Raw genomic sequence first — 25,712 nt, 5'->3', positions numbered from 1 at the left:
CCGTTTTCGTTTGGTGGAATCGTTGAAGCACCTTATCACTCCGTTTCTGGACCCCAAAGTACGCAATGTGGCAACCCGCCTGACGATCGCGTCATTGCTGGCAGTGTCGCTTGCCACTGCATCGGGATTGGACTATCCCTGGTGGGCGGCGATGGCTGTATGGATGATCGGCCAGCCTCCCAAAGGGCTACTGCTGGAACGCAGTTTTGCGCAGTTCACCGGGACGCTGCTTGGTGCAGTTGCAGGCGCATTACTGGTCTATGTCGGGGAAACATCCATTGCCGCCGGGCTTGTCGGCCTGGTTGCATGGATTGCGATATGTTGTGGCGTTGCAAATGCGATGCGGCACCAGCGTGCGTATGGTGCGGCGCTGTGCGGACTGACGTCGGTGGTGATCGTTGCCCTCACGCTTGATACCTCAATCGACCCGGCACAGTTTGCGGCTGCCCGTGTGTTGGACACCCTAATCGGTGTCGCATCGGCGGTCGGCGTTTCGATTCTCCTTGGACCGCCCGCTGTCCGGTTCGACACGCCCAATCGTGTGGAAGCGCTGGTCGCGCAGGTTCTTGAGCTTATCGGCGATGCGTTGGTGGGACAGAATGAGCAGACGGTCGTGCGGGAGCGCGAGTTCCTGATTTCATTGGCTGCGCTAGAAGGCACTGCCGAAGATGCCGCAGCAGGATCGCTCGAGGGCAGGAGACAGTTGAACGAACTGAACGCGCTGTTCGCCTTGCTGCTCGACCTGATCGTGCTCGCGCGAGCAATTCGATCGCGCGAAGGCTCGCCCACCGCACCTGGACATGCAGAACTTGCCGAACTCAAAGACGCCTTTGACGGGGCTGCGATAACGCTACGCAACACAGGCATGTTGGACATCCAGTCCGTCAATGTCATCGCTCGCCGCCTGGAAGCAACGGATCCCATTTTGTCTCCGGTTCTGGAAGAACTTCGCACATTGCTCGTCCGCGCCGCAGACGGCTTCGGCAAGCTCTCACAGCGCAGCGTGGAAGGTAGGCGGCACGTGTCCTTGCCACATCCCGACTTGGATGCCCTGCGCTTGGGCATGCTTCGCGGGGCCGTCGCCACGACAATCGCCGGCTCGGGTTGGTACCTGTCCGGGTGGGAGCCGCTAAGATATCTGCTGCTCGGGACCGGTATCTTCGTGGTTCTCTTTTCCATGGTGGATGAGCCAGCCCGGGCGGTTCGTCAGATCCTTATCGGGGGCCTGGCCGCCGTAGTCCCGGCGGCACTGTGGCGCCTCGGTGTCATCCCGGAAGTCTCCACGGGCTGGATCTCTCTGCTGCTGGCAGTGCCGCTGCTGCTGGGTGCCTCGTTCTTCCAGGCAAGACCAAAGACGCAATTTGTCGGACTGGCCTTCAATATGCTGTTCATCGTCCTAGCACGTCCGGTTGACATCAGCCAGAGCTCCGCGTTGGTTGTGGTCACGAACGAGGCGATGCTGATCGTTGGCATTGCCCTGAACTACGCGCTATTCCGTTGGACTTTGCCTATGAATTCCGGCCGGCGAATGGGGCACCTCCGTGCATCCATCCGCAGGGAGATCCATGCCATTTCGGCACGAGCGGGTACTCCCTTGGCAGAGCGCCACCTCGGCCGGTTGCGGTATCTCGTTTTCAGCGTTGCGGTGCGTTCCCGAGGGCAGGTCCAGCAGGTGGAAGAGGCGCTCGCGGCGCTCAGCCTGGGTCACGCCCTTGTCATGCTTGGCGAAAGCAACGGGCCGTCAATGCCAACAGCCGGACGCCTTGCTGCGGAGGAAGCGCTCCGCCTGATGCGTGCGCCCCTTCATAACCCTGCGGATGTGGGCCAGAAATTCATGGCCATCTCTCATACCGTCAGTACCACTGAAAGCAGTCAGGCTGCGCGATGCTGCTGGCTGCTCAAGCTGGCCGCTCGTGAACTTCGTGCCTGCCCAGCGGCGTTCACAACGCCAGCTCTGAAACCGAGGCGCATGCTGCGCGCTTGAGGCATTCCATGAGAGCTTGCATGCCGGGAGACAGGGATAAGCTCCGATGACGCACGATTCCCAGCGGACCAAATGTCGCTGGCAGTTCAAGCGGCAAAATACAGATACCGGAGTGCCGCGAATGGAACGCTGCGACCGCCCGGGGCACAAGCGACACATGTTCCCCCAATGTCATCATCACCATATTGTTAAGGACGGAGGCTGACTCGACCGAGGCCACAGGCGCGACGCCATGCCGCAGGAATAACAGGTCGAGGCCGGCTCGTACGGGGCTGCCGGCTGGGGGGCAAGACCCATGGAAAGGTGGTGACTTCCTGCCAGGTGCACGATGTGCGCCCCGCAAGAGGGTGATTTGCGGAGGCGACGACGCACATCGGTTCGTCGCCCAATACATCCTGTACGAGATCAGGATCCACTGTGTCGGGGCCAAGACGAGCAATCAGCAAGTCAAGCTTTCGGTTCTGGACGTCAGGCAACAAAGCCTCGATCGAGCCTTCACGAATCAGCACGCGCGCATTCGACCATTGCGGCAGCGCTATCAGCGCGTGAGGCATCAGAAACGCCGCAGTCGAAGAATTCACGCCTGCGCGGATCGTCTCGCTATGCGGCAGATGGCCACTGCTCCATTCCGCCCCCATTCTGTCCAGATCTCCAAGCACCCATCTTGCATGCCGAATCATTGACGCACCGCGAGCCGTCGGAAAGGTGCCTTTGGATGTGCGTGTGAAGAGGGAGGCGCCCACGAGCTTTTCGATCTCGGCAAGCATCTTGGAAATGGCTGGCTGGGTCGTCGCCATTTGGCGGGCGGCCTCGCCAACATGGTTCACGTCATCGAGGACAACCAGCAAACGCAGGTGCCGCAGGCGCAACCGGCCCCTCAGGTACCAATCCGGTCGCAGTGCCGGCGCATCGTCCGCCATGGGTCATGCCTGTTCGTGTATGGGGTGAGCCAAATATAGCATTGGACGTATATGGTTTCTCCGCCCACCATTCGCGATCACAGTGCGGGTCACGCACGAGATTTGGAGGAGACGCACCATGTTCAACATTTTCCGGTCGATGCTCGGCATCACCCTGCTTGCAGTGTCACTGACGGCCTTCGCAGAGAACTACCCGACAAAGCCGATCACCCTGATCGTGCCGTCGGTTCCAGGTGGAGCGGCCGACGCAGTCGCCCGGCTTGTCGCCGAAGGGCTGGGGCGGGAGCTTGGCAAGACCGTCATCGTCGAGAACCGGCCAAGCGGCGCTGCGATCATTGGCACCCAGGCTGTAGCGCGCGCAGCGCCGGATGGCTACACCCTCCTGCTTGGGTTGGATGCAGCCCTCGTGGCGTCGCCGTATCTGCTTGCGAAGGCGCCCTATGACGCGAAACGCGATTTTTCAGCGGTAGGCACCCTCGCAACATTGCAGTACGTATTGGTTGCGTCCCCAGCAGCAAAATTCCACTCGGTTCCCGAACTTGTCGAACAGGCTCGCGGCTGTTGCGTCGGCATGCTCACCTACGCAACCGGAGGCGAGGGTTCAGTCCACCATCTTGCAATGGAATTGCTCCAGCACGACGCGCGCATGGAGCTCAAGCACGTTCCCTACAAGGCTGCGCCGCAAGGGTTCACGGATCTGATGGGCGGGCACATCGACCTGATGTTCATCGCAGCAGGCACGGCATCGGGACCCGTCAAGGCAGGCAAAGTCCAGGCCTTGGCCGTCAGCGGTGCGACGAAGCTGAACGATCTTCCCACCGTGCCACTGTTGTCCGATTCAGTCAGTGGCTTCGTCTTCGAAAGCTGGTTTGGCCTGCTCGCACCGGCCAAGACGCCCTCGCCCGTTCTGAAACAGCTGTCGTCCGCACTCGGGAAGTTTCTCAGCACGCCCGACGCGCGCAAGAAGATGCAGGCGATCGGCGTGAACGCGGCGGAAGGTGATGCGGCGGCATTGCAGCAACGCATCGAATCGGACACACAGCGATACGCGCCGATCATTTCGAAACTCAAGCAGACGCAGGCTCAGCCATGACGCAAGACAGCAAGAAAAAGCCCAACATTCTCTTGATCACGACCGACCAGCATCGCGGCGATTGCGTGGGCTTTGCTGGTCGCAAGGTGAAAACACCGCATATCGACGATATGGCCCGAAGGGGCACCGTATTTTCATCGTGCATCACGTCGAACATCGTGTGCCAGCCATCCCGCGCCTCGATTTTGACAGGCTTGCTCCCCCTTACCCATAGCGTGTGTGACAACGGTATCGATCTACCGGAAGCTACCGGCGAAGCCGGCTTCGCCGGAAGTCTTGCCGCGTCGGGATGCCAGACCGGCTTCATCGGCAAAGCGCATTTCTCGACGCACCACACCTTCCAACCGACGGGTCGGCCAGAGTGCCAATACAGCGAACCAGAATTCGGTGCCGATTGGAATGGCCCCTACATGGGCTTCAATCATGTCGAACTGGTTGTCGAAGGCCACAATTACTGGCTGCCAACGCCGCTTCCCGGCGGCCTGCACCACTCGCGTTGGTACTACGGTGATGGCCTGGGCGACCTGCGCAATGAACGGTATAAAACCGATCTTGGCCCGCCGAGCGGCGCACCGCAGACGTTCCGATCCGCGTTGCCTGCGGCCTGGCACAACTCCACATGGATCGGCGACAGGACCATCGAATTCCTGCGCAACCAAGGTGATACGCCATTCTGCCTGTGGGCGTCTTTCCCAGACCCGCATCACCCCTTCGATTGCCCAGAACCCTGGTCGCGGCTGCATCATCCCGACGACGTGGATCTTCCCAAGCATCGAACCACCGATTACGACCGCCGCCCGTGGTGGCATCGTGCAAGCATGGAAAATCGTCCGCAGGGAAACGCAGAGGTACAGGCGCTACGTCAGAATTTCAGTCGCATGCCCACGCAGCCTGACGCGCAGCTGCGGCAAGTCATTGCGAACTACTACGGCATGATTTCGCAAGTCGACCACCAGATCGGTCGGATCAACACAGCGCTGCATGAGCTTGGCCTGGACGACAACACCCTCGTGGTCTTCACGTCGGATCATGGAGAGTGGCTGGGCGATCACGGTCTGATGCTGAAGGGTCCAATGGCATACGACGGCGTACTGCGCGTCGCCATGGTGGCGACCGGGCCTGGGGTGGTCGCGGGGCAGACCGTACAAGATCCGGTGTCGACGCTCGATCTGGCAGCCACATTCTCGGACTACTCGGGTGCGTTACCGTTGGGCGAGCATCACGGTCGCAGCCTGCGTGCAATCGCTGGCGGTGTTGACGGGTCAACAAAAGCCGGTTTCTTTGGAGAGCATCTTGACGCCGTCTGAACGCCACGCGCTCGAACAATTCGATAGAGCTGCCGGCTTGCTACGCGAAACGTATGTGCAGGCGAGTGACGCTGGCTTGGACCCCAAGGCATGGGAAGCCTATTCCGTCGCCAGGGAACAAGTGAGTGCCGCAGGGCACCTTTTATTTAGACTATCGCTGCGAGTACGTACTGGGCAGTCCGCGGAGATCGAACATCTGAACGCGGAGACATGTCGCCGAAATTTTGCTGAAGGCATCGTCACACCAGAGAGTCCCACTGGTAAGTAATGCGGCTCGAGTAGGTGCCTACGCTTGATGCGGCTAGCTCTTCTGTCGGTTACAGTGGTGCGGTGCCGTTTGCGCTGAACACGCCTTGAAGTAAGTGCCTGTGATCCCGACAACAATCGACGTCTTAGACGCTGAGGGAAATCGCTTCGTAGCGTCAAGAAGGTTTCTCGACACTGGCATTGATGCAGTGATCTTCCGGATAGCCGATGGACAGCTGATCTACCAACAGCCCGACGGCACATTTACGGATGCCAAGAAGAACCGCTTTCATCAGGCTGAGATTCGGCGATCCAAGTCTTGAGGAATGGGCCGATGACCTGTCGCGCCAGGATGCCGACGAAGGCCGCTGGCTTACGACTGGTCGGCTAGGCCGCACAGGCTGGCCAGTGGTGACGCCTCCACTCACTCGATAATCCGAGCACTCGGTCTAGGTCGACCGTAATACTTAAAGTATCAGCCGAAAGCTGCGTTTCAAAAGGCATTGCTCTACGCGATGTTCCATACGCTGCAATCGACCCTTTCAAAGTGCTTCTCAGTGCCCGCTCTGCGCGATGGCTGCCTCCTGTGCAGGGTGGGTGATAGCTTACCCATAGACATTGGCGAGCGCATTCCAGATTGTCGAATGCAATCGGGCAAAGCTCGGTGTCCCGCATGCCGTGGTTCGGCTAACCGGCGTCGAGTAAGGCACATCTCACGCTCTCGGGTTGTAAGAGCGTTGCGCTAGCGGCAACGGTGGCGCAACTTCTCGCGCGTGGCTGAAGGGCTCGCTGGGAGAGGAGAAATGACCCCGTCTACCCGGCGAAGATACGGCCAATGCGGTCTTGGCTCAACACTAATTGATTTCTTCCAACGGGCGCATTTCGCTGTGGACGCCGCCAGAATCGACAGATAAGATTTCTCACGTACCGGGCTCTGTGCCGGGGCGCGCCGCTTACCTGCGGTTATGTCTTTCGCTGCTGCCGAGCGATCGCTAGACACTTCCACCTACGGCAGACGGGCAACGAGCGCCGAGAGCGCTCATGCCCATCCTCAAATCGGGGGTAGGCCGTGGCGCTGCACACTCACTACGACAGTCTTCAGGTGAAGCGTGATGCCAGCCTTGACGCCATCAAGGGCGCGTACCGATATCTGTCGCAGAAGTGGCACCCCGACAAGCAGCCTCCAAGCAACCGGGCTGAAGCCGAACGAATCACCAAGCAACTGACGAGCGCCTATGAGGTGTTATCCGATCCAGTTGCGCGCATTACCTATGACGAGTGGATCGAGGAGCAGGAGACCCATCATGATGATGGAACTGCTGCCCGTGAAGATCCGCAACCGGCCTCTTCAACCTTGTCTGCGTATGAAAGAGTGCAGATGTCTGAACGCATTGCCGCTGCGTTCTGGCCGGGTGCGATAGCAGGCGCCACCTTTTCACTGTTCCTACTGTTCGTACTGGTGGCGCAAATTGACGCCGCTAAGCAATGGTCTGAAAGACACCCCGTCATTGTCACGCTCGCGCTCCTTGCAGCCATCATTTTCTCTGCGAGGTCTGCAATCGAGCAGCGCGCGCAGAAGGTGCGTTCAGCCAACGACGACGAATCGCTCGCAGTCTTGTTTCGATATACCTCCCGAACAAAAACCCTGATAACAACCTGCGCGACGGTGGTCGGTCTCGCAGCTGCGCCGATCATCCTATCGTCGATGTTCAACGAATCTTCCTCCTCGTCATCGCCTTCAGTGCAACCAGCGCAGACGTCTCCATCGTTGGCTTCGACTGAAAGCTTGGCGCAGCAGGCCCCACAGCTTTCGGAACCAGCGAAACCGACAACGCTGACGTCGACCTACAAGCGCGTGTACGCAGACGTCGATTGTGGACGGCCCATCATGCTTGGCCTCAGATATCTCCAGGACTACAAGCGAATTTTGGGCATATGGCAGGCGAAAGCGAACTCACGCGATACGGCGCTATTCAATGACCGAGCCCTGCTCAAAGTGCCCGCTGACGATGTCTTTTTTTTCGCTATGACGACAGATGGGGCATATGTGTGGGCCGGCTCCGGAAACGACACAGAGCTGCTTGAATTCGAAGGAAAGACTCGAAGATTTGCCCGCGTGCCAGTGACGGACGCGCCACACATCTATATCCGCCTTTCCTGTAACGAGCCGTCGAGATAACCGGAGGGCACTATGAAGCTAGTCGTCTCATTGTTGCTTGCGGCCTTGCTCGGTGTGGCCGGGCAGAGTCATGGCGTGCCGCTAGCTTCGATCGATGTGGGCGACTCGTACTATCTCCGAAAGGGGATGGATGAGCCGCTCGTGACCGTCGTTTCGGTCAACGCAGGCGCCCGCCGCGTAAAAGTCATGTACGCCAATGGAGCTGTCGACTGGGTTGACCCGAGCGATCTGATAACGCAGGGCAAAAAAGATAGGGAGAACGACGCGTTCAATGCCGAGCTGGCCAAGACGTTTCTGTGTGCGCTAGACGGATCGAATCCAGCTTGCAAGGAGAAGCCTTGGCGTCCTGGTTCGTCGCATCCGCGCTTTGCCCACGTCATTGCTGCATCGGAGAAAAACGTTTGGCAACCGGAGGCTGGTTATGACTGGGTGACTTCAGACAAACTCGGACCGGCTGCATGGTCTCCAGGCAACCGCCACCCGCAATATGATCACGTTATCGCCGCGACGAAGGAGGGGCACTGGCTTCCATCGCCGGGCTACAGGTGGCTAAATCCGCCCGGGCTAGGGCCGGTGGTATGGGTGCCTGGAACGACGCACCCACGGTACGCAGCGATCAATGCGTCAGACAAGGAGCGTCAATGGAATCCAGCTGCCGGCTATCGTTGGGCCAATCCTTCTGACCCCGCCAATTTTTCGGTTGTTCCTGCTGTTGGCTTCCGCTGGGTGAACCCAGGTGATCCTGCTGATTTCGCCGTCGTCCCTCGATAGCCTGTAGTGGCGATCAACGTGAGCGACCACCGTTTGGACTTAGGACCGGCGTCGAGGTAGCTACTCATCCGCCAGCGGCGCATTCGTCCAGCCAGCGTCGTCCTTAGGAAACACGATAGCTCCGCTGCTAGATCTCTGCTCCCGCATCACCAGCGCCGTCCTCACGCAAATCGCTCTTACGGTAAGTGACGCCCTTCCTATCCTTGAAGGAGCCATCCCCTTGCTTGTAGACAATAACGCCATCATCGAGGCGATAGACCGCGATGTTGCTGCCAGGCACTGTGCATAGGACTGCGCGATAGGTGCGGCCAAGTGCATTTTCGAGCGAAAGCACAGGTTCCATAGAAGTATGACCTCGTCTCAGTTACCCAAATAATACCGGGCAGACCCACGTTTAATGTCGTCCCGTGCCGACTCGTTGTAGCGATTGGTCCCATCACTGCCGAAGTACAGCGGACTGCCCCGATAGGCGGCGCGGCTCACGTGCTGGAGAAGGGTACCTGCCTCGATCACAGGCGACGGCGACTGGATGCTCACGAGTGACCTCTTCAATGCACCTGCACGCCAGCACGTTGAAGATCGCGCTTGCTAGGCGATGGATCGAACAGGGCTCCACTGCTTCCACCGGTGAGCGTCCGCCCAGGCCTTCGAGCTGTTCCGCCAGCGCACGGTAGATCGTCCAGTGATCGATGCCCTCACCCTCCTGGAGCACCGTCTGCGTCAGTTGCTGCTTGAGCAGGTCAAGCTGCAAATCCGAAAACTTCTGCCCGCGGGGCCCAACATTTAAGGCAAGCAAGCGACGGGAATCAACATCCTTGTAGATTTGCTGGCGATTCTTTCTTATTTTTCTGGATAGCTGATTCAGAAGAATAAGAGCACCTATAAAAGTTTTCGCTACATCATGGTCACCTGGTCAGCACAGAAGCCCTGACAGTCGCAGTGGCTTTTTGCTACCGAACCATGCTTACCAGGTGGAGCGGTACCGCGCGCGGCGGCATAAGGCGACGCTTATCGACTCTCTCGTTGACTGACGGTCTTAGCCGCCCTTGGTAGCGCCCGCCGGTTAGATCGGCATGCTGAGCAGTGAGCTGTACTCGACGGTCGCAGACACATGACGGCCGAGGCAAGTAAGCAGGTTGCTTCAACAAGGCGATCAACCGGCTCGTGTGCCTCGCGGCGGGCAGGGCGCCACATCATTGCAAGCAAGCATCTGACCGAAGCTGGCGAGTGCACACACTTAAATTGCACGGCGACCTATACACAGGTAGGTCATCTACATTTTAGGAGTGCTGCAATGAACGTCGAAATTTCCCCGGCCCTGGTTATCAACGCGCCGGAGTTTTTCGCCGACCCGGACTTCCAGTCTTGGCTGAACAACAGCGATCGCAAATTTACCTGGCACCGCAACGGCGCGCCCGATGAATGGTCGGACACCGTCGTCATGGTGGATCCCGGCTTAACGGGTGCGGGATCCGACTCAGACATGCCCGAGGCCATCTGGGACCAAATTGTGTCTACCTGCCGACTGCATATTGCACCTCGGCGCGGCGTGCCGCATGTCATGGTCCGTCTTACCAACATGCAATAAGCAACACCTCGCGCCCCCGGTTTTCTTGGGGGCGTTTCCTATAAATAGTGCTCGTGCCCGCTCGGCGCCGCGGCTCAAGCGCTGGAGGAGGGTACCTGCCTCGATGGCGTGAGCAACGGCAATGTGATGCTCACGCTAGCGGCATCTTCAACTCACCTGCACGCCCAGCACGTTGAACACCGCGCTCGCCACGTGATCGACTGAACCGGGCTCTACTGCTCCCACCGGTGAGCGTCCGCCCAGGCCTTCGCTCCCTGCCGTATTTCTATTGCGCGCTACTGACTCTGTTGTCCGACGCTGCTGACATGAGTCGCCCCAAGCTGCGTCGGATGCGAGTTGGACCCCCATCTGTGCCCATCAACACTGGATGTGCGGCATAAAGGTCGGTTGTCCCGAGCAGTGCCTGCTGTGCTTCGAGGATTGGTTTGTCCTCTACGTGAAAAACATCCGTCATGAGCGCTTGGCGCAGACGCGTTAGGTCCGCATCTTCGGGCCGGTAGTCCCGTCCAAGCCAATACCAGTAGTGCGAGGTCGTCGCCGTGCAAGGCGTCACGATGTGAGCGTTGAAGGTGCGCAGCCCGCTTTCAGGCGCTTCCCCAACTGGCACGACGCTGATGTCTAGCTTGAGCACGCCGGGAGCCATCCAGGTAACCCTGTTCATCAAGTCGACTTTGACGCCTGGTGTTGCCAAAAATCGGTCATAGACCGGCGGTGCGGCAACCGCCTCACTCAACTGGGTGATCGTCACGACTGTATCGTTTTCGCTACCTGCGACCCGGGGCCGTGATCCGATGAAGGCGCCGCCTCCCAGCGTTGACGCGTGCAGGTATTCGACATGGCTCAGGTCCGCCACGTTATCGATGATTAACAGATAACTGCAAGCCGAGGGCATTGTGCCTTTGGACTGCGCCAGGGCCGGAAGCGCTTGAATGTGAGATAAGTCCGGAATTGCTTCCTCAACGGGGGGTTCGTCGCCCATCCAAATCCACAAAATGCCGTGTGCGTCAGCCATGGGAAAGCTCTTTACCCGCGCAGCAGGCGGTATAGCCCCGTGCGGGTTCTGAATGCATGCACCGCTACCGTCAAATCGCAGGCCATGATAAGCACATTGCACAGCGTTACCTAGGTGGATGCCACGACTCAATGGCACCACCCGGTGGGGGCAGCGATCCAAGAGCGCCGCGGGCGTTCCATCGGACCGCCGAAACATTACGACCGGCTGGTCAAGAAACGTTCGCGCGACCAACTGCGAGCCAGGGACGTCATCGCTCCAGCCCGCCATGTACCAACAGTTCATCAAGTAGTCCATGCTGTTCTCCCATACGTTGTATGCAAACGAACCTTGGTCGCACGTGCTCAGCCGTTGTCTGCGGCAATCGACGGCATCTTGCATGCGGAAGCAAAACTGTCCGCACTGTCTGGCAGCGGCTTTGACACAGTGCGCAAACTGACTCGGCCTAGCCCATCCTTGTCGACTACAAACATGTAGAAGTCTTGTATAGGGAAGTGGTTGTGGTTAAACCGGAAGTTGCCTCGCACGGAGGCGAAGTCCGCAGCTTGCAGTGCTTTAGCGAACGCAGCCTTGTTGGCGACGTTCCCTCCAGTGGCTTTAAGCGCCGACCCGATCAGGAGGGCCGAATCATAAGATTGAGCTGCATATTCCGACGGGACACGCTTATAACGAACTTCGAACCTTCGAACGAAGTCTTGGTTGACGGCGTTCGGCAGATCGGGAGCCCAGTTTGCGCTATTGAATACCCCGATCGCGCTGTCTTTGAGCGCAGGCAAGGCAGTGCCATCGACAGCCGCGTTGGTCAGTAAGGGGATCTGGCCAAGCAATCCTGCCTGCTGCCAGGCCTTGATGAAAGCGACCCCATTCGCCCCGGATAGAAGGCATACACAGCGTCAGGTCGCGCAGCTGTCACTCGACTTATTTCGGCCGAGAAGTCCAACTGGGTAAGCTGGGTGTACATCTCTTCTTCGAGCGGTGAGCCGAAGTTTCGTTTGAAGCCCGCAATGAAGTCCTTACCGGCCTGATAGTTCGGAGCGAGCGCGATGACCTTGCTGTAGCCTTTTTGCTTGGCGTAACTCCCACTGGCCTCAGCGAACTGATCGTTTTGCTTGGCTGCCGAGAAAAAGTACGGGGAGCAGGCAGCCCCTGCGAGCGGTGACGGGCCTGCATTGCCTGACACCATAAAGACCTTTCGAGCCGCTACTTTCCGCTGTATTGCCATGGCAATGTTCGAGAACGACAACCCTGCAATGATTGGCACGCGCTCTTTCTCGATCAGCTCGTCAGCAATCTGATTTGCAAGTTATGGCTTGAGTTGACTGTCGCGGCGCAACACCGAGACAGCAATTCCGCCTAAATGCCCGTTCTCTTGCTCGACAGCCAACATGAAGCCGTCCAACATGTCTTCACCAAGCGTAGCCTGCGGGCCTGAGAGCTCGGCAATGAATCCGATCTTTACTTGGGCAAGGGCAGGGAAGGACAGCAGTACGCCAGCAGTCATTGCGAAAGCGTTGACGCGTTTGATCATGAATGTCTCCTTGGGTTCGGGCTGTCGCACCTTAATAAGCGTCGCAGTCCGATGTGATCGAACTTTACGAGCAAGAGCCCCAATAGACATAGCAAATGTTTTCTATTTAAAGTATTCGTTTCCTAGATGGTGGATCGGCGTGAAAACGGACCTGAACCTGTTGCGCATTCTCTTGGCGATCTACGAGACGGGAACGGTGACTGCCGCGGCAGAGCGAATGCGTATGAGCCAACCCGCAGCGAGCGCAGCGCTCTCGCGGCTGCGCGAGTCGCTGGGAGATGAGCTGTTTGTGCGGAACGGGGCGCGCATGGAAGCCACCGCCCGCGCGCAGAGCATCATTGCGCGGACACGCGACGTCATTGAGGTCATTGACCGAGAGATTCTGCCCAATCCTGCTTTCGAGCCGTCCCGCTTCACCGGCGACATCGTGTTGTGTATGAGCGAGATCGGTGAGCTGGTGTTCTTACCTCGATTGCGGTTGCAACTGCGCCAGCAAGCACAGCAGGCCCGCGTAGTCACCTTGGGTTTGTCACCGCGCGAACTTGAGGAGGCCTTGCATGACGGTACTGTTGATGCAGCCGTTGGTTACTATCCGGACCTGACCTCACCGGCCATAAAGCAGTGTCCACTTTACAACCATGACCTCACTTGCCTGGTGAGATCAGGACATCCGATCGCCACCGCTCGCATGGAACTCAGCGACTTCATCGAAGGCGAACACGTTTTGGTCAAAGACGGGGGGCGCAACCAGGAAATGTTCGAACAAGAACTGGCGACCCGCAAGGTGGAACGCAAGATCGTGCTGCGAACCTCTCACTACATGAGCGTCCCGAGCGTCCTCGTCGACAGTGATTTGATTGTCGTGCTTCCCCGCGCGTTAGCTGAGTTTTTTGTCGCACGCGGAGGCGTTCGAACCATCGAGCCGCCTTTCGAGATCGGGAGGTACGACCTCAAATACTACGAGCACAGAAGATATACCCAAGACCCAAAGGTCCAATGGCTGCGTGCCATCATTGTTGAGCTCTTCGCCACAGTGCCATTTCCCGTGAACACACGCGCGTAGCCGACCGCTATCCCTCTACTAAAGCGTCTGATCGTAAGGCAAGCGGCTTCTTGAGCCTGCGCTGGGATCGCAGTTCAAACTACTCGGGGGTCGTTCGCCGCGTTTGGCAGGATAGTCAAATCTCCATCTGCATTGCGCGTGATCGTGACTTGTTCGCCGTCGAGCAGCGCTGTTGCCTGGCCCTGCGTTACCAAGAGTGCCTCGAGCCGACGTGCGCCGCTCACGACATCAACGCCGTTTTCCGTCCGGGACAGGATTGGGTGGGACATATTGCTCCTCAGGCTTGGTTGGGGATGACCAAGCCCATCATCCCATATTGACAGTGCCCGATCGAAGGTTCGTGCACCCCTTCCCGAACCGCCCTTACCTGATAACTACTATTATCAGGTAAGGATTTTCAGCGCGACCAGCAGCGCGTCGAGGTTTTTCAATTGCGCGGCCAGCCGGGCGTTCTGGCCGGCATGGGTATCCCAGCCGCCTGTCTCCACCATCGCGATGCGCGGGCCGTCGGGCCGCTTCAGGAACGTGGCGGCCAGCTTGCCCAGTTCGGCAGGGTTCTGCCGGGTCCGGCCGGGGCCCGCCATGTCGCGCGCTTCCATGGCGGCGTCCCACAGCGCATGCAACTGCGCATCGGGTTCGTACAGTTGCTGGACGCGCAGCAGCAGGTCGTCCGAGGGCGGGGGCAGGGCGGATGGCGCGTACGAGGCGACCCGCCCCTGGCCGCGCAGCGCCAGCGGGACGGTGGGCGCCAGGGCAATCGCCTCGGCGTCCTTCCGGCCGGGCAGCATGCCCAGCAACCGGTTCAACCATCCGTCCTTGCGCTGGTAGGGCCGGACACCGCCGGTCTCCAGCACGTTCTGGCCGTCGAAGTGGGAGCGTTCCCGATAGGGGGAGGCAACGGCATGCAGGAACAGCGCCTGACCGGCGCGGTAGAACTCGCCGGTGGCCGCCAGCGAGGGATGCAGGGCGAAGCTGCCGTCCAGCCGTATCGCCTGGGCGGGATCGATGGCCAGTTCGCGCCGAAGCCCGGCATAGGCCGGATCCGCATAGGGAATCACGGTGTTCAGACCGTCGGCCGCACCACGTTGGATGATGAAGATGAAGCGCCGGTCGGTTTCGGCCCGCGCGAACAGCACGCGCGGCGCGAACACCGTGGCGGCCGTGGCAAGCGCGGCCTGTGTGAGCCAGCGGCGCCGGGGATGGTCGATGGTCATGGCTTCATCTCCTCAGGAACTCGGGCGACACCAGCAGCAGCGCCATCGCGGTGCGGCCGGACTCGGCGCGCGACAGCGCAGTGGCGGTGGCCTCGCCCAGCAGTCCGGGCAGCAGTCGGGGTGCCAACTGGCGCGCGTCCATGCCGGCGTCCGGCAGGCTGGCCAGGCGGCCCGCCAGCTCCACGCGCCGCATCAGCGCGTCGGGGGCGGCCCAACTGCCCGCCACGTCGTCGTAGCCGGCGGGCGAACCAGGACGCCACAGCGGCTGGCCCAGTTGCTGCATCAGGGCCGCCACCCGCACGCCTTGCAGGTCGGTGCGGCCCAACCCGCGCAGCGCGGATACCAGCCATTCCCAGGGCGTCTTGAACTTGGCGGGGGCGGGGCGCCAGGCTTGCGGGGACGCGATCAGCGCCTGGTAGACCGGCTTGAGTTCGCCGTCGTGATCGCGGTAGGCCCGGGCCAGCCGGTCGACGACCGCGGGTGGCGGATCGTCGGCCACGAAGTGACGGGCCAGCTTGGTGGCCACGTGGTGTGCCGTGGCATCGGCGCGCGCGAAATCGCGCATGATGGCGGCGGCCTGCTCCTGCCCGGCTTCGCCATAGCTGCGGCCCAGGACCTTGCGCGGGCCGGGCTCGTGGCGGTCGGCCTGGAACACGTAGCCCGTGCCTTCGTCCAGTTCGATGCCTGGCCTGGGCGTGTCGGGCGCGCCCAGGCCGGCCACCGACCAGCCAGTCAGGGCGCGCGCGAACTCCGTCACGTCTTCCTGGCCGTAGCCGCTGCGCACGCCCAGCGTGTGCAGCTCCATGATCTCGCGCGCCAGGTTCTCGTTCAGTCCGCGCTGCTGTGCCGGATTGCGCCGCGCGGCACGGGTCGCGGCCACGCTGCCGGGGCCGATCGAGGCGTTCTGGTTCAGGAACAGCAGCATCGCCGGATGACGCTCCACCGCCAGCACCATGTCCTCGAAACGGCCGAGCACGTGCGGGCGGATGGCCTCGGCCTCGAAGCTGCCGGCCAGCATCGCGACGGCGGGGTTCTCGACCGAGATGGCAAAGTGATTGGCCCAGAAGTGCACCAGCCGTTCGACGAAGGGCGTAGGCGCATCCAGCGCCGACAGCGCGCGCATGTCGATGGCATCCAGGTAATGCTGGCGCTGCGCCTTGCGCAGGGCGTCCCGGACCGGGGCCTGCTGGTCCGGGGGCGTGCCGCGTATCTCGCGCTGGCGGGCGACCACGTCGCGGACCAGGTCGCCAGAGGTCGGCAGTGGGTCCCAGGCTGGCGGGCGAGGCTCGTAGCGGCCGAGCTGTCCCCGCAGCCACTGTCTGCCATCGGCGGGCGCCGTGTCGTCGGGGCGCGCGCCCAGTCCGAAGCGGTTGAGGGCGATGCCGGGCATCGCGGGGTCATGTACGGCCATGCCTGCTCCCGTGGGTCCTGCCGTTGGACCCGCCGTTTCACGATTCTTTCGCGGCGCGGGGCGTGGGGGTGTAAGCGCGTGTAAGGCCGGCTGGCTTCTCGCGGCCAAGCGGGGTCACGCTGGTTCGTGCGTCTCCAGCCATTCTTTCAGCGCGGTATCGACGCGCGTCTGCCAGCCCGTGCCAGACGCCTTGAAACGTTCCACGACATCGCGCGAAAGCCGGATGGTGACCGGAACCTTGGTCGGGGTCTTTTGAGGACCACGCCGCCGGGTGCCGATTTTCTCCCGCAGGGATTCGGGAAGAACTTCGTGTGGGGAACCGAAGCGCTTCAGATCTTCCGCGCCAAGCTCCCGGACTTCTCCGGAGTCATCGGTCAACGGCCGTTTGTTTCTGCTCATAGGCTCGGACCTCGCGAGAGTTGGCCTTGCGCAGGCTGATGATGCGCACGCCCGTTGGGATTTCCATGAACACTGCAACGTGCAGCCGATGAGCGATGTAGCCGATGGCGACGTATCGGATTTCTCCATAGTCCCGGTGAATGTCGCGGGCGACCAGAGCCGTGTCGAAATCGAACTGCTCCATCAATTCGAACGGCAGTCCGCGCTCCTTGAGGTTGCGAGCGCTCCTGGCTGTGTCGTAGACCAGATCCACAGGATAATTTGTATGTACATTTTGGTCAATGTCAGCCTGTAGATATAAAGTCTGGCTAAGTGCGGGTAAAGCCCGCCGTGGACAGAAATGTCTCGACGGGTCAGTCTGGCTGCTGGTCGCACACCGCCTGCGCATCGGCATAGGGAACGACGGTTTCCGGGGCGGCCATCATGGTCGAGCCGCCCGCTGCGTGCCACTGTCGCACGGATTGGCCTTCCTGGTAGGACACGGCATAGACCCGGCCCTGGCACAGTTCGTCCAGGCGCTGGTCGAGACGGGCGCGCAGCGCCGCGGGGGAGTCGCCGGGCTGGCCGACGACCCGGACGGCGCGCGCGCCCGGACCCAGTTCCGTTTCGATCGCCAGTGGTTCGGCGGCGGCCGTGCTGGCGGCCAGGCAGCCGCCCCAGGCCAGCATGCGCCATATCGTTCGTATCGTCATCCCGCGTCTCCTTGCCTGCGATGCGGAGCAACGATACGTGGGCGGGGAGCCGCCGGCAAGCGGCGGGCTTACTCGTCGGCCTTGATCCCTTCCGCCCGGATCAGGTCGCCCCACTTCTTGGCGTCCTTGCGGCCCAGGTCGTCGAATTCCTTGGGCGTGGTGGGCGACAACTCGACCCCGCTCGATTCGGCATAGGCCTTCAGCTCGGGCGAGGCCAGCACCTTGCGGACGGCGGCGTTCAACGCGGCGACCTTGTCGGCCGGGGTTTCCTTGGGCGCGTACAGGCCGTACCAGTTGTTGGCGTAGACGTTGGGCACGCCCAGTTCGTCGAAGGTCGGGACGTCGGGAAGCAGGGGCGAGCGCTTGGGTGCGGCGATGGCGAGCGCCCTGGCCTTGCCCGCCTTGATGTTCGACATCAGGCCGGAGATGTCGCCGATGAAGCCGTCGACCTGTCCACCTATGGTGTCGGTGATGGCGGGCGCGGCGCCCTTGTAGGGCACGTGCAGGACGTTGGCCTTGGTCGACAGCTTCAATTGCACGATGGCCATGTGCGGCATGCTGCCCACGCCGGAGGAGGCCATCGTGACGCCTTTCTGCGTCTTGGCGCGCGCGACGAAATCCTTGGCGGTCTTGCTCGGGTGGCCGGGGCCGACGATCAGCACTTCGGGCGTGGAGACCAGCAGCGAGACCGGCGCGAAGTCCTTGACGGGATCGTAGATCAGCTTGGGGTACAGGGCGGGATTGATCGAGATCGCACCCACCGAGCTCAGGAACAGCGTCTGGCCGTCGGGCCGCGCGCGGGCCACCTGGCTGGCGGCGATGGCGCCATTGCCGCCCGGCTTGTTTTCGATGACCACGGTCTGCTTGAGTTCTTTTTCGAGCTGGGTGGCGACGACGCGCGCGAGCGAGTCGGCGGGGCCGCCGGGCGGGAAGGCGACGACGATGCTGGTGACGGACTGGGCCTGCGCGCCGAAGGCGGCCAGGCCCAGCAGGGCCGCGGCGAGCGGCGCGAGGGCGTGGAAACGGGTCGGATGGAACATGGTGTTCTCCTTTATCGTTTTGGAGACCGGGGTACGGGCGTTCAGCCGCCGAGGGCACCCTGGGTATTGACGAACAACGAGTAGATCGACGTGCAGGACGCCATGAACAGGCGGTTGCGATGCTTGCCGCCAAAACACAGATTCGCGCAGCGCTCGGGCAGGGCGATGCGGCCCAGGAGTTCCCCCCGGGGCGAGTAGACGCGGACCCCGTCGAGCTCGGGCGTGCCCATGCCCCAGCCGCACCAGAGGTTGCCTTCGACGTCGACGCGAAAGCCGTCGGGCGTGCCGTCGGCGGCGTCGAACAGCACGCGCTGCGGGCCCAGCCGGCGGCCGTCGTCCGATACGTCGAATACCAGGACGTTGCGGGGGCGGGCGCGCGATTCGATCACGTACAGCTGTTTCTCGTCGGGCGAGAAAGCCAGCCCGTTGGGGCCGTTGACGGTGTCGCAGACCAGCTCGACCGCGCCGCTGTTCGGGTCGATGCGATAGATGGCGGCGGGAATTTCCTGTTCGGCCTTCTCGCCCTGGTAGTAGCCGATGATGCCGAAGGGCGGGTCGGTGAACCAGATCGAGCCGTCGGATTTCACGACGACGTCGTTGGGCGAATTCAGGTGTTTGCCCTGGTAGCGGTCGGCCAGCACGGTGATGCGGCCGTCGTGTTCGGTGCGGGTGACGCGGCGCCCCTGGTGCTCGCAGGTGACCAGGCGCCCCTGGCGGTCGCGCGTATTGCCGTTCGCGTGGCCGGACACGGTACGCCAGGCGTGCGTCTGCCCGGTGATCTCGTCCCAGCGCATGATGCGGTCGTTGGGCACGTCGCTCCACAGCAGGCAGCGGGCATCGCCGAACCACACCGGCCCTTCGGCCCAGCGGCATCCCGTGGCCAGGCGCTCGACGGCCGCCAGCGGCAGCGTGAGCTTCTCGAATCGCGGATCCAGCGCGATGACGGCCGGATCGGGATAGCGCACGGGGGTGTCAGTCGCAGCGCGCACTCATGCCTCCGTCGACCACGATCTCGGTGGCGGTGATGAAGCGGGCTTCGCTGGATGCCAGGAACAGCGCGGCGTTGGCGGTATCCAGTCCGTCGCCCATGAAGGGCAGGGGGATGCGCGACTGGCGTTGCGCCAGCAGCTTTTCGACGTCGCCCCCCGCGCGTTGTCCGGCCAGCCGGACTTCGACCATGGGAGTGTGCATCTGGCCCGGAATGACCGTGTTGCAGCGGATGTTTTTCTTGGCGTATTCCAGCGCCACGACGCGCGACAACTGGATGACGCCGGCCTTCGCGCTGGAGTAGCCGACCTGGGCCGAGCCGGTCCAGCGCGTGCCCGAGGTCGAGGCGATGTTGACGATCGCGCCGCCGCCCTGTTCCTCCATCAGCGGCAGCACGTGGCGGCAGCCCAGGTAGACGCTCTTCAGGTTGAAGTCGATCTGCGCGTCCCACGCCGCCTCGTCCAGATCCACCGGGCCGCCCTTGCGCGAACCGCCCACGTTGTTGACCAGGATGTCCACGCCGCCCCAGGTGTCCACGCAGGCGCGCACCATGTCTTGGACTTCATCCGACGAGGTGACGTCGCAGCGCCAGATGGCGATCTCGCCGCCGATCTCGCGCACGCGGGCCACGGTTTCTTCCATGGCCGCGGGGTCGCGGTCCACCGCGAAGACGCGCGCGCCTTCCTGCGCGAAACGGTAGGCGATGGCGCGGCCGTTGCCCCAGCCGGGGCCGACGCTGCCCGCGCCGGTGACGATCGCTATCTTGCCTTGCAGGCGGCCAGTCATGGTGTGTCTCTCGTATCTGGTGATAGGTGTAAGTGGATCAACGTCCGAATTCGACGGTGCTGCCATCGGGCGTGGGAATCTCGAAGACGCTCAGCGTCATCGAGATCAGGGTGTAGTAGCCGGCCATGCCGACCAGGTCGACGACGCCGTCCTTGCCCAGGATCTCCAGGGCCTCCTGGTAGAGCGCGTCCGGGACCTGCCGCGTTTCCACCAGTTCGCGCACGAAGCGGTAGACGACCGATTCGTCCCGCTGGGCGAACACGGGCGTGGCGCCGGCGCGGATCTGCTCGGCCACCTCCGCGTCCAGCCCCGCCTTCAGGGCGATGGGGTGGTGCGCCCACCATTCGAAAGGCGCGCGCCACAGCGCGGCCATGGTCAGGATGGCCAGTTCGGACAGGCGCGGCGGCAGGCTGGAGTCGTAGCGGCAATACTGGCCCAGGGCCTGTGCGTGTTCGGCCAGGCCGGGGCGGTGCAGCCAGATCGCCAGCGGTCCGCGCACCTTGCCGCGCGGGCCCGAGGCGATGGCGTCGTAGACGCGGCGCTGGTGTTCGGACATCTGTTCGACGTCGGGGGGATTGAGTCTAGGCATGGTCGGGTCTCCTGGTGTCCTGGGCGAAGTGGAACACGCGCCGTGTCATTGCGCGAACCGGAACAGTTCCTGCGGGTTGTCCGCCAGGATGCGCTGGCGCGTGGCCGCATCGGGGCACAGCCGCAGGAAGGTGTTCAGCAGTTCGCCGTCGTCGGGCATGTCGCCGCGCACGTTAGGATGCGGCCAGTCGGTGCCCCACAGCAGGCGCTCGGGCATGGACTCCAGCAGCGCCGACACCAGCGGCTCGGCATCCTGGAACGGCCGCTTGCCGCTGCTGGAGGTGCGGTCCAGTCCGGAGATCTTCACCCAGGCACCGGGATGGTCGCGTAGCGCGAGCAAGGCCCGGAAGGCCGAACCCTGCGTGCCTTCGGCGGCGGCCACACGTCCCATGTGATCGATCACGAATGGAACGGGCAGCGTCCTGAGCCTGGGCAGCAAGCCTTCGAGCGAGGCCTGGTCCGAATGGATGCAGACGTGCCATCCGAAGGGTGCGATGCGGGGCACGATGCGGGCCAGTTCGTCCCAGCCGGCGTTGGCCAGGTGGGCCACGAAATTGAAGCGCACGCCGCGCACGCCACGGCGGTCGAGTTCGGCGATGCGGGCCTCGTCGGTGGCCGGATCCAGCAGGGCGATCGCCCGGTACTGGCCCGCGCCGCGGTCCAGCGCATCGAGCGTGACCGACAGGTCATAGCCGTGGCAGCCCGGATGCACGATGACCCCGCGCTCGAATCCCAGCCGCCGGTGCAGGTCGCGCAGCCGTTCGAAGGGCGCGTCGGGCGGCGTGTAGGGACGGTCGTCGGCGTAGGGGAAGACGTCGGCGGGGCCGAAGACGTGGAAGTGGGTGTCGCAGGCGCGCGCCGGCAGGGAGTCGGCGGGAGGCGAGATCTTGGCAAGGGGGGGAGCGCAGTCGGGCATGGCGGGGTAGCGGTGAACGTCAACCTCGCATCATGCGCAAGCCCCCCGGGCCGAGCAATGCGCCCAGCCTGACTTCTGATATAGGAAAAACGTATACCATTGCATCCATGGACCTCCGGCAAATCCGCTACTTCATCGTCGTCTGCGAAATGCGCAGCCTTTCCCGCGCGGGCGAGGTGCTGGGCGTCTCGCAGCCTTCGCTCAGCCGGCAGATCCAGCTGCTGGAAGCCGAACTGCGCCACCATCTGCTGGTGCGCACCGGCCGGGGCGTGGAGCCCACCGAGGCCGGGCTGCGTTTTCTGGAGCACGCCAAGACGCTCGATGCCATGGCCCAGCACGCGCGCCAGGACATGCGCGCCTTTCGCGCCGCCGCGCAGGACAAGGTGCGGCTGGGCATGCCGCACCGGGTCGCGCGCCGCATGGCGCCGCACATCGTGCAGTCGTTCCGGCGCCTGCATCCCGATGCCGCGCTGACGCTGGCCGAGGGCCTGAGTTCCGAGATGAACGAATGGCTGGTCAAGGGCAGGGTGGACCTGGCGCTGCTGTACGACCCGCCGTCCTCGTCCCTGCTGCGGTTCGAATCCATCTACCGCGAGGACCTGGTGCTGGCCTACGGCAAGGCCTGCCGGCCCGTGCCGCCGCCGCGCGTGCGCGCGCGGGACCTGGGCCGCTATCCGCTGGTGCTGCCCAGCGCGCCCAATACCATCCGCGCGCTGGTGGACCGCACCTGCCGCGAAGTGAACGTGACGCTGGACGTGGTGGCCGAGGTGGACGTGGTGCACACCATCCTCGAGACCATGGCCAAGGAAGGCATGTTCACCATCATCCCGCGCTCGGCGCTGAGCGACATGGCGGGCCAGGATTTCCTGGCCTTCTCGTCCATCGTCGAGCCGGTCATCATGAACAACCTGACCCTGGCCACGCCGGCCAGCGGCCCGCTGCCTGCGCTGGCGGAGGCGACCGCGCAGATCATCCGCGGGCTGGAGATGAAGCAGTTCTTCGCGTAGCGCGGCCCTGTACCGGCAGGCCTACGCCATCGCCTCCGGCCCGAAGAACTCATACCGCGTCTGCGTCTCCGGCACGCCCAGCTCCTTCAGGTAGCGCTGCACGTTGCGCATGAAGGGCTTGGGACCCAGGAAGTAGACGTCGACGTCGCGATCCTGCGGCAGCCATTGCGCCAGTTGTTCCTTGGTCAGCAGGCCGACCGCATCGGGTCGCTGCGCCGTCTCGCCGGCCTCGTCGTAGCAATAGAAGCGCTTGAGCTGCGGGAACTTGCCGGCCGCGGCATCCACGTAGTCGCGGAAGGCGTGCACGGCCTGGTTGCGGGCGCAGTGGATGAAGTGGATGGCGCGCGATCCGCCCAGGGCCGCTTGCAGCATGGCCAGGGTGGGGGTGATGCCGACGCCGCCGCTGATCAGCACCAGCGGCTTGTCGCTGGCCTGCAGCGTGAAATTGCCCGACGGCGGAAACAGGTCCAGCGTGTCGCCTTCGCCGATCCTGTCATGCAGGTGGTTGGAGACGACGCCGTCACCCTGGCGCTTGACGCTGATGCGGTACTCGCGGCCGTTGGGCGGCGCGGACAGCGAGTAGTTGCGGCGGACTTCCTCGCCGTCTACGACCAGCTTCAGGCCGATGTATTGGCCGGGCTGGAAGTCCAGCAGCGAACCGCCGTCGGCGGGCACGAGGTAGAACGAGGTGATCTCCTGGCTTTCCTGTTCCTTGCGGGCTACGCGGAAGGCGCGCGCGCCGCGCCAGCCGCCGGCGGCCTTTTCCTGGGTGGCGTAGCACTGTTCCTCGGCGCCGATCAGCAGCGTCGCCAATTGCTGGTAGGCCGCGCCCCAGGCTTCGATGACTTCGTCGGTGGCGACGTCGGGACCGAGTACTTCGCGGATGGCGCGCAGCAGGCAGGCGCCGACGATGGGATAGTGTTCGGGCAGGATCTGCAGTCCGACGTGCTTGTTCACGATGCGGCCGACCAGCCCGCCCAGGGGCGTGAGGTCGTCGATGTGGCGCGCGTAGGCCAGCACGCCGTTGGCCAGCGCGCGCGGCTGGTCGCCGCTGGCCTGGTGGGCCTGGTTGAACAGAGGCCGGACTTCCGGGTACTCGGCTAGCATCAGGCGGTAGAAATGGGTGGTCAGGGCTTCGCCGCCGGTTTCCAGCAGCGGGACAGTGGCCTTGATGATGGCTCGTTGTTGAGCGGACAGCATGGTATCTCCTGCAAGAGCGGCCGGCCGGGAAAGGGGACGGCCTTCGCTTTTCCTCATTCAAGATACGTGCCAGGCCGATGCTCGCGGCGCTGCGCCATTTTCCGATGGTGTGGGTCATAATGACCTACAATCTTTATGTGTCTTTATGACTTTGTGTTGGTCAAAATGACTTCAAATGCCCTGCTGCACGCACTTGTTCCACTGGTGGATGACCTGGCGCGAGACCTCGCCGAAGGGGAACGCTATCGGCGCCTGCTGGAAGCCGTGCGCACCCTGGTTCCTTGCGATGCAACAGCCCTGCTGCGGCTGGATGGCGAATGGCTGGTGCCGCTGGCCGTTGACGGCCTGAGCAGCGACACGTTGGGCCGCCGTTTCAAGGTGGACGAGCATCCCCGCTTCCAGTTGCTGCTCCAGTCCGACGGTCCCACGCGCTTTCCGGCCGGAAGCCGCCTGCCCGACCCCTACGACGGCTTGGTCGAAGGGATGGAAGGCGAGCAGCTGGAAGTGCACGATTGCCTGGGCTGTGTCCTGCGGGTGGGCGAGCGCCCCTGGGGTCTGCTGACGCTGGACGCGATGGAGGCCGGGCGTTTCTCGGCGCACGACCTGGACGCCTTGCAGACCTTCTCCAGCCTGGCCGCGGCGACGGTCAGCGTGGCCGACCGGTTGCAGCTACTGGCCTCGCGCGCCAGCGACGAGCACCAGCGCGCCGAGATCTATCGCGCGGCGGCGGCCGAAACCGCGCCGCGTCCGCTGCTGGGACACAGCGCCGTCATCCGGCGGCTGCTGGACGAGGTGCGCACCGTGGGCGCCAGCGACCTGACCGTGCTGGTCACCGGCGAGACCGGCGTCGGCAAGGAACTGGTGGCCCAGGCATTGCACGCGGCCTCGGCGCGGGCGATGCGGCCGCTGGTCAGCATCAACTGCGCGGCCCTGCCCGAGGCGTTGGTGGAAAGCGAGTTGTTCGGCCACGTCAAGGGCGCGTTCTCGGGCGCGGTGGGCGACCGGCGCGGCAAGTTCGAACTGGCCGACGGCGGCACCCTGCTGCTGGACGAGGTGGGCGAACTGCCGCTGGCGGTACAGGCCAAGCTGCTGCGTGTGCTGCAAAGCGGGCAGTTGCAGCGCCTGGGCTCGGACCGCGAGCATCACGTGGACGTACGGCTGATCGCGGCGACCAACCGCGACCTGGCCGAGGAAGTCCGCAAGGGGCGTTTCCGCGCCGACCTCTACCACCGCCTGAGCGTCTACCCGCTGCGGGTGCCGCCCTTGCGCGAACGGGGCCGCGACGTGCTGCTGCTCAGCGGCGCCTTCCTGGACGAAAACCGCTCGCGCCTGGGGCTGCGCAACCTGCGCCTGGCCGCCGAGGCGCAGGCGGCCCTGCTGGCCTACGACTGGCCGGGCAACGTGCGCGAGCTGGAACACCTGATCAGCCGCAGCGCGCTGAAGGCACTATCCCGGCAGACGCCGCGTCCGGCCATATTGACGCTGACCGTGGCGGACCTGGGGCTGGAGGAAGGAGAGGCCGTGCCCCCCGTTTCCGCGCACGACAACCCGGCGGCCGCTCGCGCGCGCGTTCCCGCGCAGCCGCTCAAGCAGGCGGTCGAGGGCTACCAGCGCGGCCTGATCGCCGCGGCCCTGCGCCGCCATGGAGACAACTGGTCGGCGGCCGCGCGCGAACTGGGCGTGGACCGGGCCAACCTGGCTCGCCTGGCCGCCAGGCTGGGACTCAAGTCGGCGGCTACCGAGCCCTGACGAACCCGGCGGCGCAAGCGGAAAAGGAAAGG

Annotated in this window: 23 protein-coding genes and 5 pseudogenes; 9 read left to right on the top strand and 19 right to left on the bottom strand. The window is 63.1% G+C overall.

Going from position 1 to position 25,712, the window contains the following annotated elements:
* Nucleotides 1–22 precede the first annotated feature (22 nt).
* Nucleotides 23–1,984: an FUSC family protein gene (locus EV675_RS01165; protein ID WP_165404369.1), complete on the top strand. Its 1,962-nt coding sequence runs from the start codon at nucleotides 23–25 to the stop codon at nucleotides 1,982–1,984.
* Here EV675_RS01165 and EV675_RS30160 read toward each other — a convergent pair.
* Together EV675_RS30160 and EV675_RS01160 are read right to left on the bottom strand one after the other, a co-directional pair.
* The gene (locus EV675_RS30160) at nucleotides 1,941–2,225 is read right to left on the bottom strand and encodes a LysR substrate-binding domain-containing protein (protein ID WP_278044764.1); all 285 of its coding nucleotides are present in this window, start codon (nucleotides 2,223–2,225) and stop codon (nucleotides 1,941–1,943) included. The two genes, EV675_RS01165 and EV675_RS30160, sit on opposite strands and share 44 nt — an antisense overlap.
* Nucleotides 2,173–2,904, bottom strand: coding sequence for a LysR family transcriptional regulator (locus EV675_RS01160; RefSeq protein WP_278044751.1), 732 nt, complete (start codon nucleotides 2,902–2,904; stop codon nucleotides 2,173–2,175). Before EV675_RS01160 ends, EV675_RS30160 begins: the two co-directional genes overlap by 53 nt.
* A 118-nt stretch (nucleotides 2,905–3,022) precedes the next feature.
* Between EV675_RS01160 and EV675_RS01155 the strand changes: the two genes are divergently transcribed.
* The 4 genes from EV675_RS01155 (at nucleotide 3,023) to EV675_RS01140 (ending at nucleotide 8,500) form a co-directional block, all read left to right on the top strand.
* On the top strand, nucleotides 3,023–3,997 hold the full coding sequence (locus EV675_RS01155; RefSeq protein ID WP_130355609.1) for a Bug family tripartite tricarboxylate transporter substrate binding protein: 975 nt from the start codon (nucleotides 3,023–3,025) through the stop codon (nucleotides 3,995–3,997).
* The gene (locus EV675_RS01150) at nucleotides 3,994–5,304 is read left to right on the top strand and encodes a sulfatase-like hydrolase/transferase (protein ID WP_242621295.1); all 1,311 of its coding nucleotides are present in this window, start codon (nucleotides 3,994–3,996) and stop codon (nucleotides 5,302–5,304) included. The genes EV675_RS01155 and EV675_RS01150 overlap by 4 nt, the downstream gene beginning before the upstream one ends.
* A gap of 1,315 nt (nucleotides 5,305–6,619) precedes the next feature.
* The gene (locus EV675_RS01145) at nucleotides 6,620–7,729 is read left to right on the top strand and encodes a J domain-containing protein (protein ID WP_130355608.1); all 1,110 of its coding nucleotides are present in this window, start codon (nucleotides 6,620–6,622) and stop codon (nucleotides 7,727–7,729) included.
* A 12-nt stretch (nucleotides 7,730–7,741) separates the two neighbouring features.
* Nucleotides 7,742–8,500, top strand: coding sequence for a hypothetical protein (locus EV675_RS01140; RefSeq protein ID WP_130355607.1), 759 nt, complete (start codon nucleotides 7,742–7,744; stop codon nucleotides 8,498–8,500).
* 127 nt (nucleotides 8,501–8,627) lie between these two features.
* Here EV675_RS01140 and EV675_RS01135 read toward each other — a convergent pair whose 3' ends face one another.
* Complete coding sequence (locus tag EV675_RS01135) at nucleotides 8,628–8,843, bottom strand: hypothetical protein (protein WP_130355606.1); 216 nt, start codon at nucleotides 8,841–8,843, stop codon at nucleotides 8,628–8,630.
* Between the two features lie 205 nt (nucleotides 8,844–9,048).
* Nucleotides 9,049–9,338, bottom strand: a pseudogene (locus EV675_RS01130) (integrase); the annotation flags it as partial.
* Between the two features lie 456 nt (nucleotides 9,339–9,794).
* Between EV675_RS01130 and EV675_RS01125 the strand changes: the two are divergent.
* Complete coding sequence (locus EV675_RS01125; RefSeq protein ID WP_130355605.1) at nucleotides 9,795–10,088, top strand: hypothetical protein; 294 nt, start codon at nucleotides 9,795–9,797, stop codon at nucleotides 10,086–10,088.
* Nucleotides 10,089–10,235: 147 nt separating this feature from the next.
* Here EV675_RS01125 and EV675_RS01120 read toward each other — a convergent pair.
* From EV675_RS01120 to EV675_RS01110, 4 genes and pseudogenes are all read right to left on the bottom strand, one after another.
* Nucleotides 10,236–10,337, bottom strand: a pseudogene (locus EV675_RS01120) (integrase); the annotation flags it as partial.
* A 16-nt stretch (nucleotides 10,338–10,353) separates the two neighbouring features.
* A complete protein-coding gene (locus EV675_RS01115; protein ID WP_242621294.1) occupies nucleotides 10,354–11,100 on the bottom strand; it encodes a hypothetical protein in 747 nt (248 codons plus the stop codon).
* A 48-nt stretch (nucleotides 11,101–11,148) separates the two neighbouring features.
* A pseudogene (locus tag EV675_RS30260) lies at nucleotides 11,149–11,370 on the bottom strand (Rieske 2Fe-2S domain-containing protein); the annotation flags it as partial.
* Between the two features lie 74 nt (nucleotides 11,371–11,444).
* A pseudogene (locus EV675_RS01110) lies at nucleotides 11,445–12,502 on the bottom strand (ABC transporter substrate-binding protein).
* A 265-nt stretch (nucleotides 12,503–12,767) separates the two neighbouring features.
* Here EV675_RS01110 and EV675_RS01105 point away from each other — a divergent pair.
* Nucleotides 12,768–13,691: a LysR family transcriptional regulator gene (locus EV675_RS01105; protein WP_130355603.1), complete on the top strand. Its 924-nt coding sequence runs from the start codon at nucleotides 12,768–12,770 to the stop codon at nucleotides 13,689–13,691.
* Between the two features lie 395 nt (nucleotides 13,692–14,086).
* On the opposite strand, the pseudogene EV675_RS01100 reads toward EV675_RS01105, so the two are convergent.
* The 10 genes and pseudogenes from EV675_RS01100 to EV675_RS01055 form a co-directional block, all read right to left on the bottom strand.
* A pseudogene (locus EV675_RS01100) lies at nucleotides 14,087–14,905 on the bottom strand (DUF1501 domain-containing protein); the annotation flags it as partial.
* Nucleotides 14,906–14,909: 4 nt separating this feature from the next.
* A complete protein-coding gene (locus EV675_RS01095) occupies nucleotides 14,910–16,316 on the bottom strand; it encodes a DUF1800 domain-containing protein (RefSeq protein ID WP_130355602.1) in 1,407 nt (468 codons plus the stop codon).
* A gap of 114 nt (nucleotides 16,317–16,430) precedes the next feature.
* Entirely contained in the window at nucleotides 16,431–16,694 is a 264-nt protein-coding gene (locus EV675_RS01090; protein ID WP_242621292.1) for a BrnA antitoxin family protein, read from the bottom strand.
* Nucleotides 16,684–16,968: a BrnT family toxin gene (locus EV675_RS01085; protein WP_130355600.1), complete on the bottom strand. Its 285-nt coding sequence runs from the start codon at nucleotides 16,966–16,968 to the stop codon at nucleotides 16,684–16,686. The genes EV675_RS01090 and EV675_RS01085 overlap by 11 nt, the downstream gene beginning before the upstream one ends.
* A gap of 100 nt (nucleotides 16,969–17,068) precedes the next feature.
* Nucleotides 17,069–17,407, bottom strand: coding sequence for a hypothetical protein (locus tag EV675_RS01080; RefSeq protein ID WP_130355599.1), 339 nt, complete (start codon nucleotides 17,405–17,407; stop codon nucleotides 17,069–17,071).
* A gap of 68 nt (nucleotides 17,408–17,475) precedes the next feature.
* Entirely contained in the window at nucleotides 17,476–18,447 is a 972-nt protein-coding gene (locus EV675_RS01075) for a Bug family tripartite tricarboxylate transporter substrate binding protein (RefSeq protein ID WP_130355598.1), read from the bottom strand.
* Nucleotides 18,448–18,488: 41 nt separating this feature from the next.
* Nucleotides 18,489–19,436, bottom strand: a complete 948-nt coding sequence (locus tag EV675_RS01070; protein ID WP_130355597.1) for an SMP-30/gluconolactonase/LRE family protein — start codon at nucleotides 19,434–19,436, stop codon at nucleotides 18,489–18,491.
* Nucleotides 19,420–20,220, bottom strand: coding sequence for an SDR family NAD(P)-dependent oxidoreductase (locus EV675_RS01065; protein ID WP_130355596.1), 801 nt, complete (start codon nucleotides 20,218–20,220; stop codon nucleotides 19,420–19,422). Before EV675_RS01065 ends, EV675_RS01070 begins: the two co-directional genes overlap by 17 nt.
* Nucleotides 20,221–20,257: 37 nt before the next feature.
* A complete protein-coding gene (locus EV675_RS01060; protein WP_130355595.1) occupies nucleotides 20,258–20,809 on the bottom strand; it encodes a carboxymuconolactone decarboxylase family protein in 552 nt (183 codons plus the stop codon).
* 45 nt (nucleotides 20,810–20,854) lie between these two features.
* On the bottom strand, nucleotides 20,855–21,724 hold the full coding sequence (locus EV675_RS01055) for an amidohydrolase family protein (protein ID WP_130355594.1): 870 nt from the start codon (nucleotides 21,722–21,724) through the stop codon (nucleotides 20,855–20,857).
* Nucleotides 21,725–21,831: 107 nt separating this feature from the next.
* Between EV675_RS01055 and EV675_RS01050 the strand changes: the two genes are divergently transcribed.
* Complete coding sequence (locus EV675_RS01050) at nucleotides 21,832–22,731, top strand: LysR family transcriptional regulator (protein WP_130355593.1); 900 nt, start codon at nucleotides 21,832–21,834, stop codon at nucleotides 22,729–22,731.
* Nucleotides 22,732–22,752: 21 nt separating this feature from the next.
* Here EV675_RS01050 and hmpA read toward each other — a convergent pair whose 3' ends face one another.
* The gene (hmpA, locus tag EV675_RS01045) at nucleotides 22,753–23,931 is read right to left on the bottom strand and encodes an NO-inducible flavohemoprotein (protein WP_130355592.1); all 1,179 of its coding nucleotides are present in this window, start codon (nucleotides 23,929–23,931) and stop codon (nucleotides 22,753–22,755) included.
* 165 nt (nucleotides 23,932–24,096) lie between these two features.
* On the opposite strand from hmpA, the gene norR reads away from it, so the two are divergent.
* On the top strand, nucleotides 24,097–25,680 hold the full coding sequence (norR, locus tag EV675_RS01040) for a nitric oxide reductase transcriptional regulator NorR (protein ID WP_130355591.1): 1,584 nt from the start codon (nucleotides 24,097–24,099) through the stop codon (nucleotides 25,678–25,680).
* Nucleotides 25,681–25,712 lie beyond the last annotated feature (32 nt).

It is taken from the genome of Pigmentiphaga kullae, from assembly GCF_004216695.1.
In the GTDB taxonomy this organism is placed as follows: domain Bacteria; phylum Pseudomonadota; class Gammaproteobacteria; order Burkholderiales; family Burkholderiaceae_B; genus Pigmentiphaga; species Pigmentiphaga kullae.
This window is presented reverse-complemented; position numbering and strand designations above follow the sequence as displayed.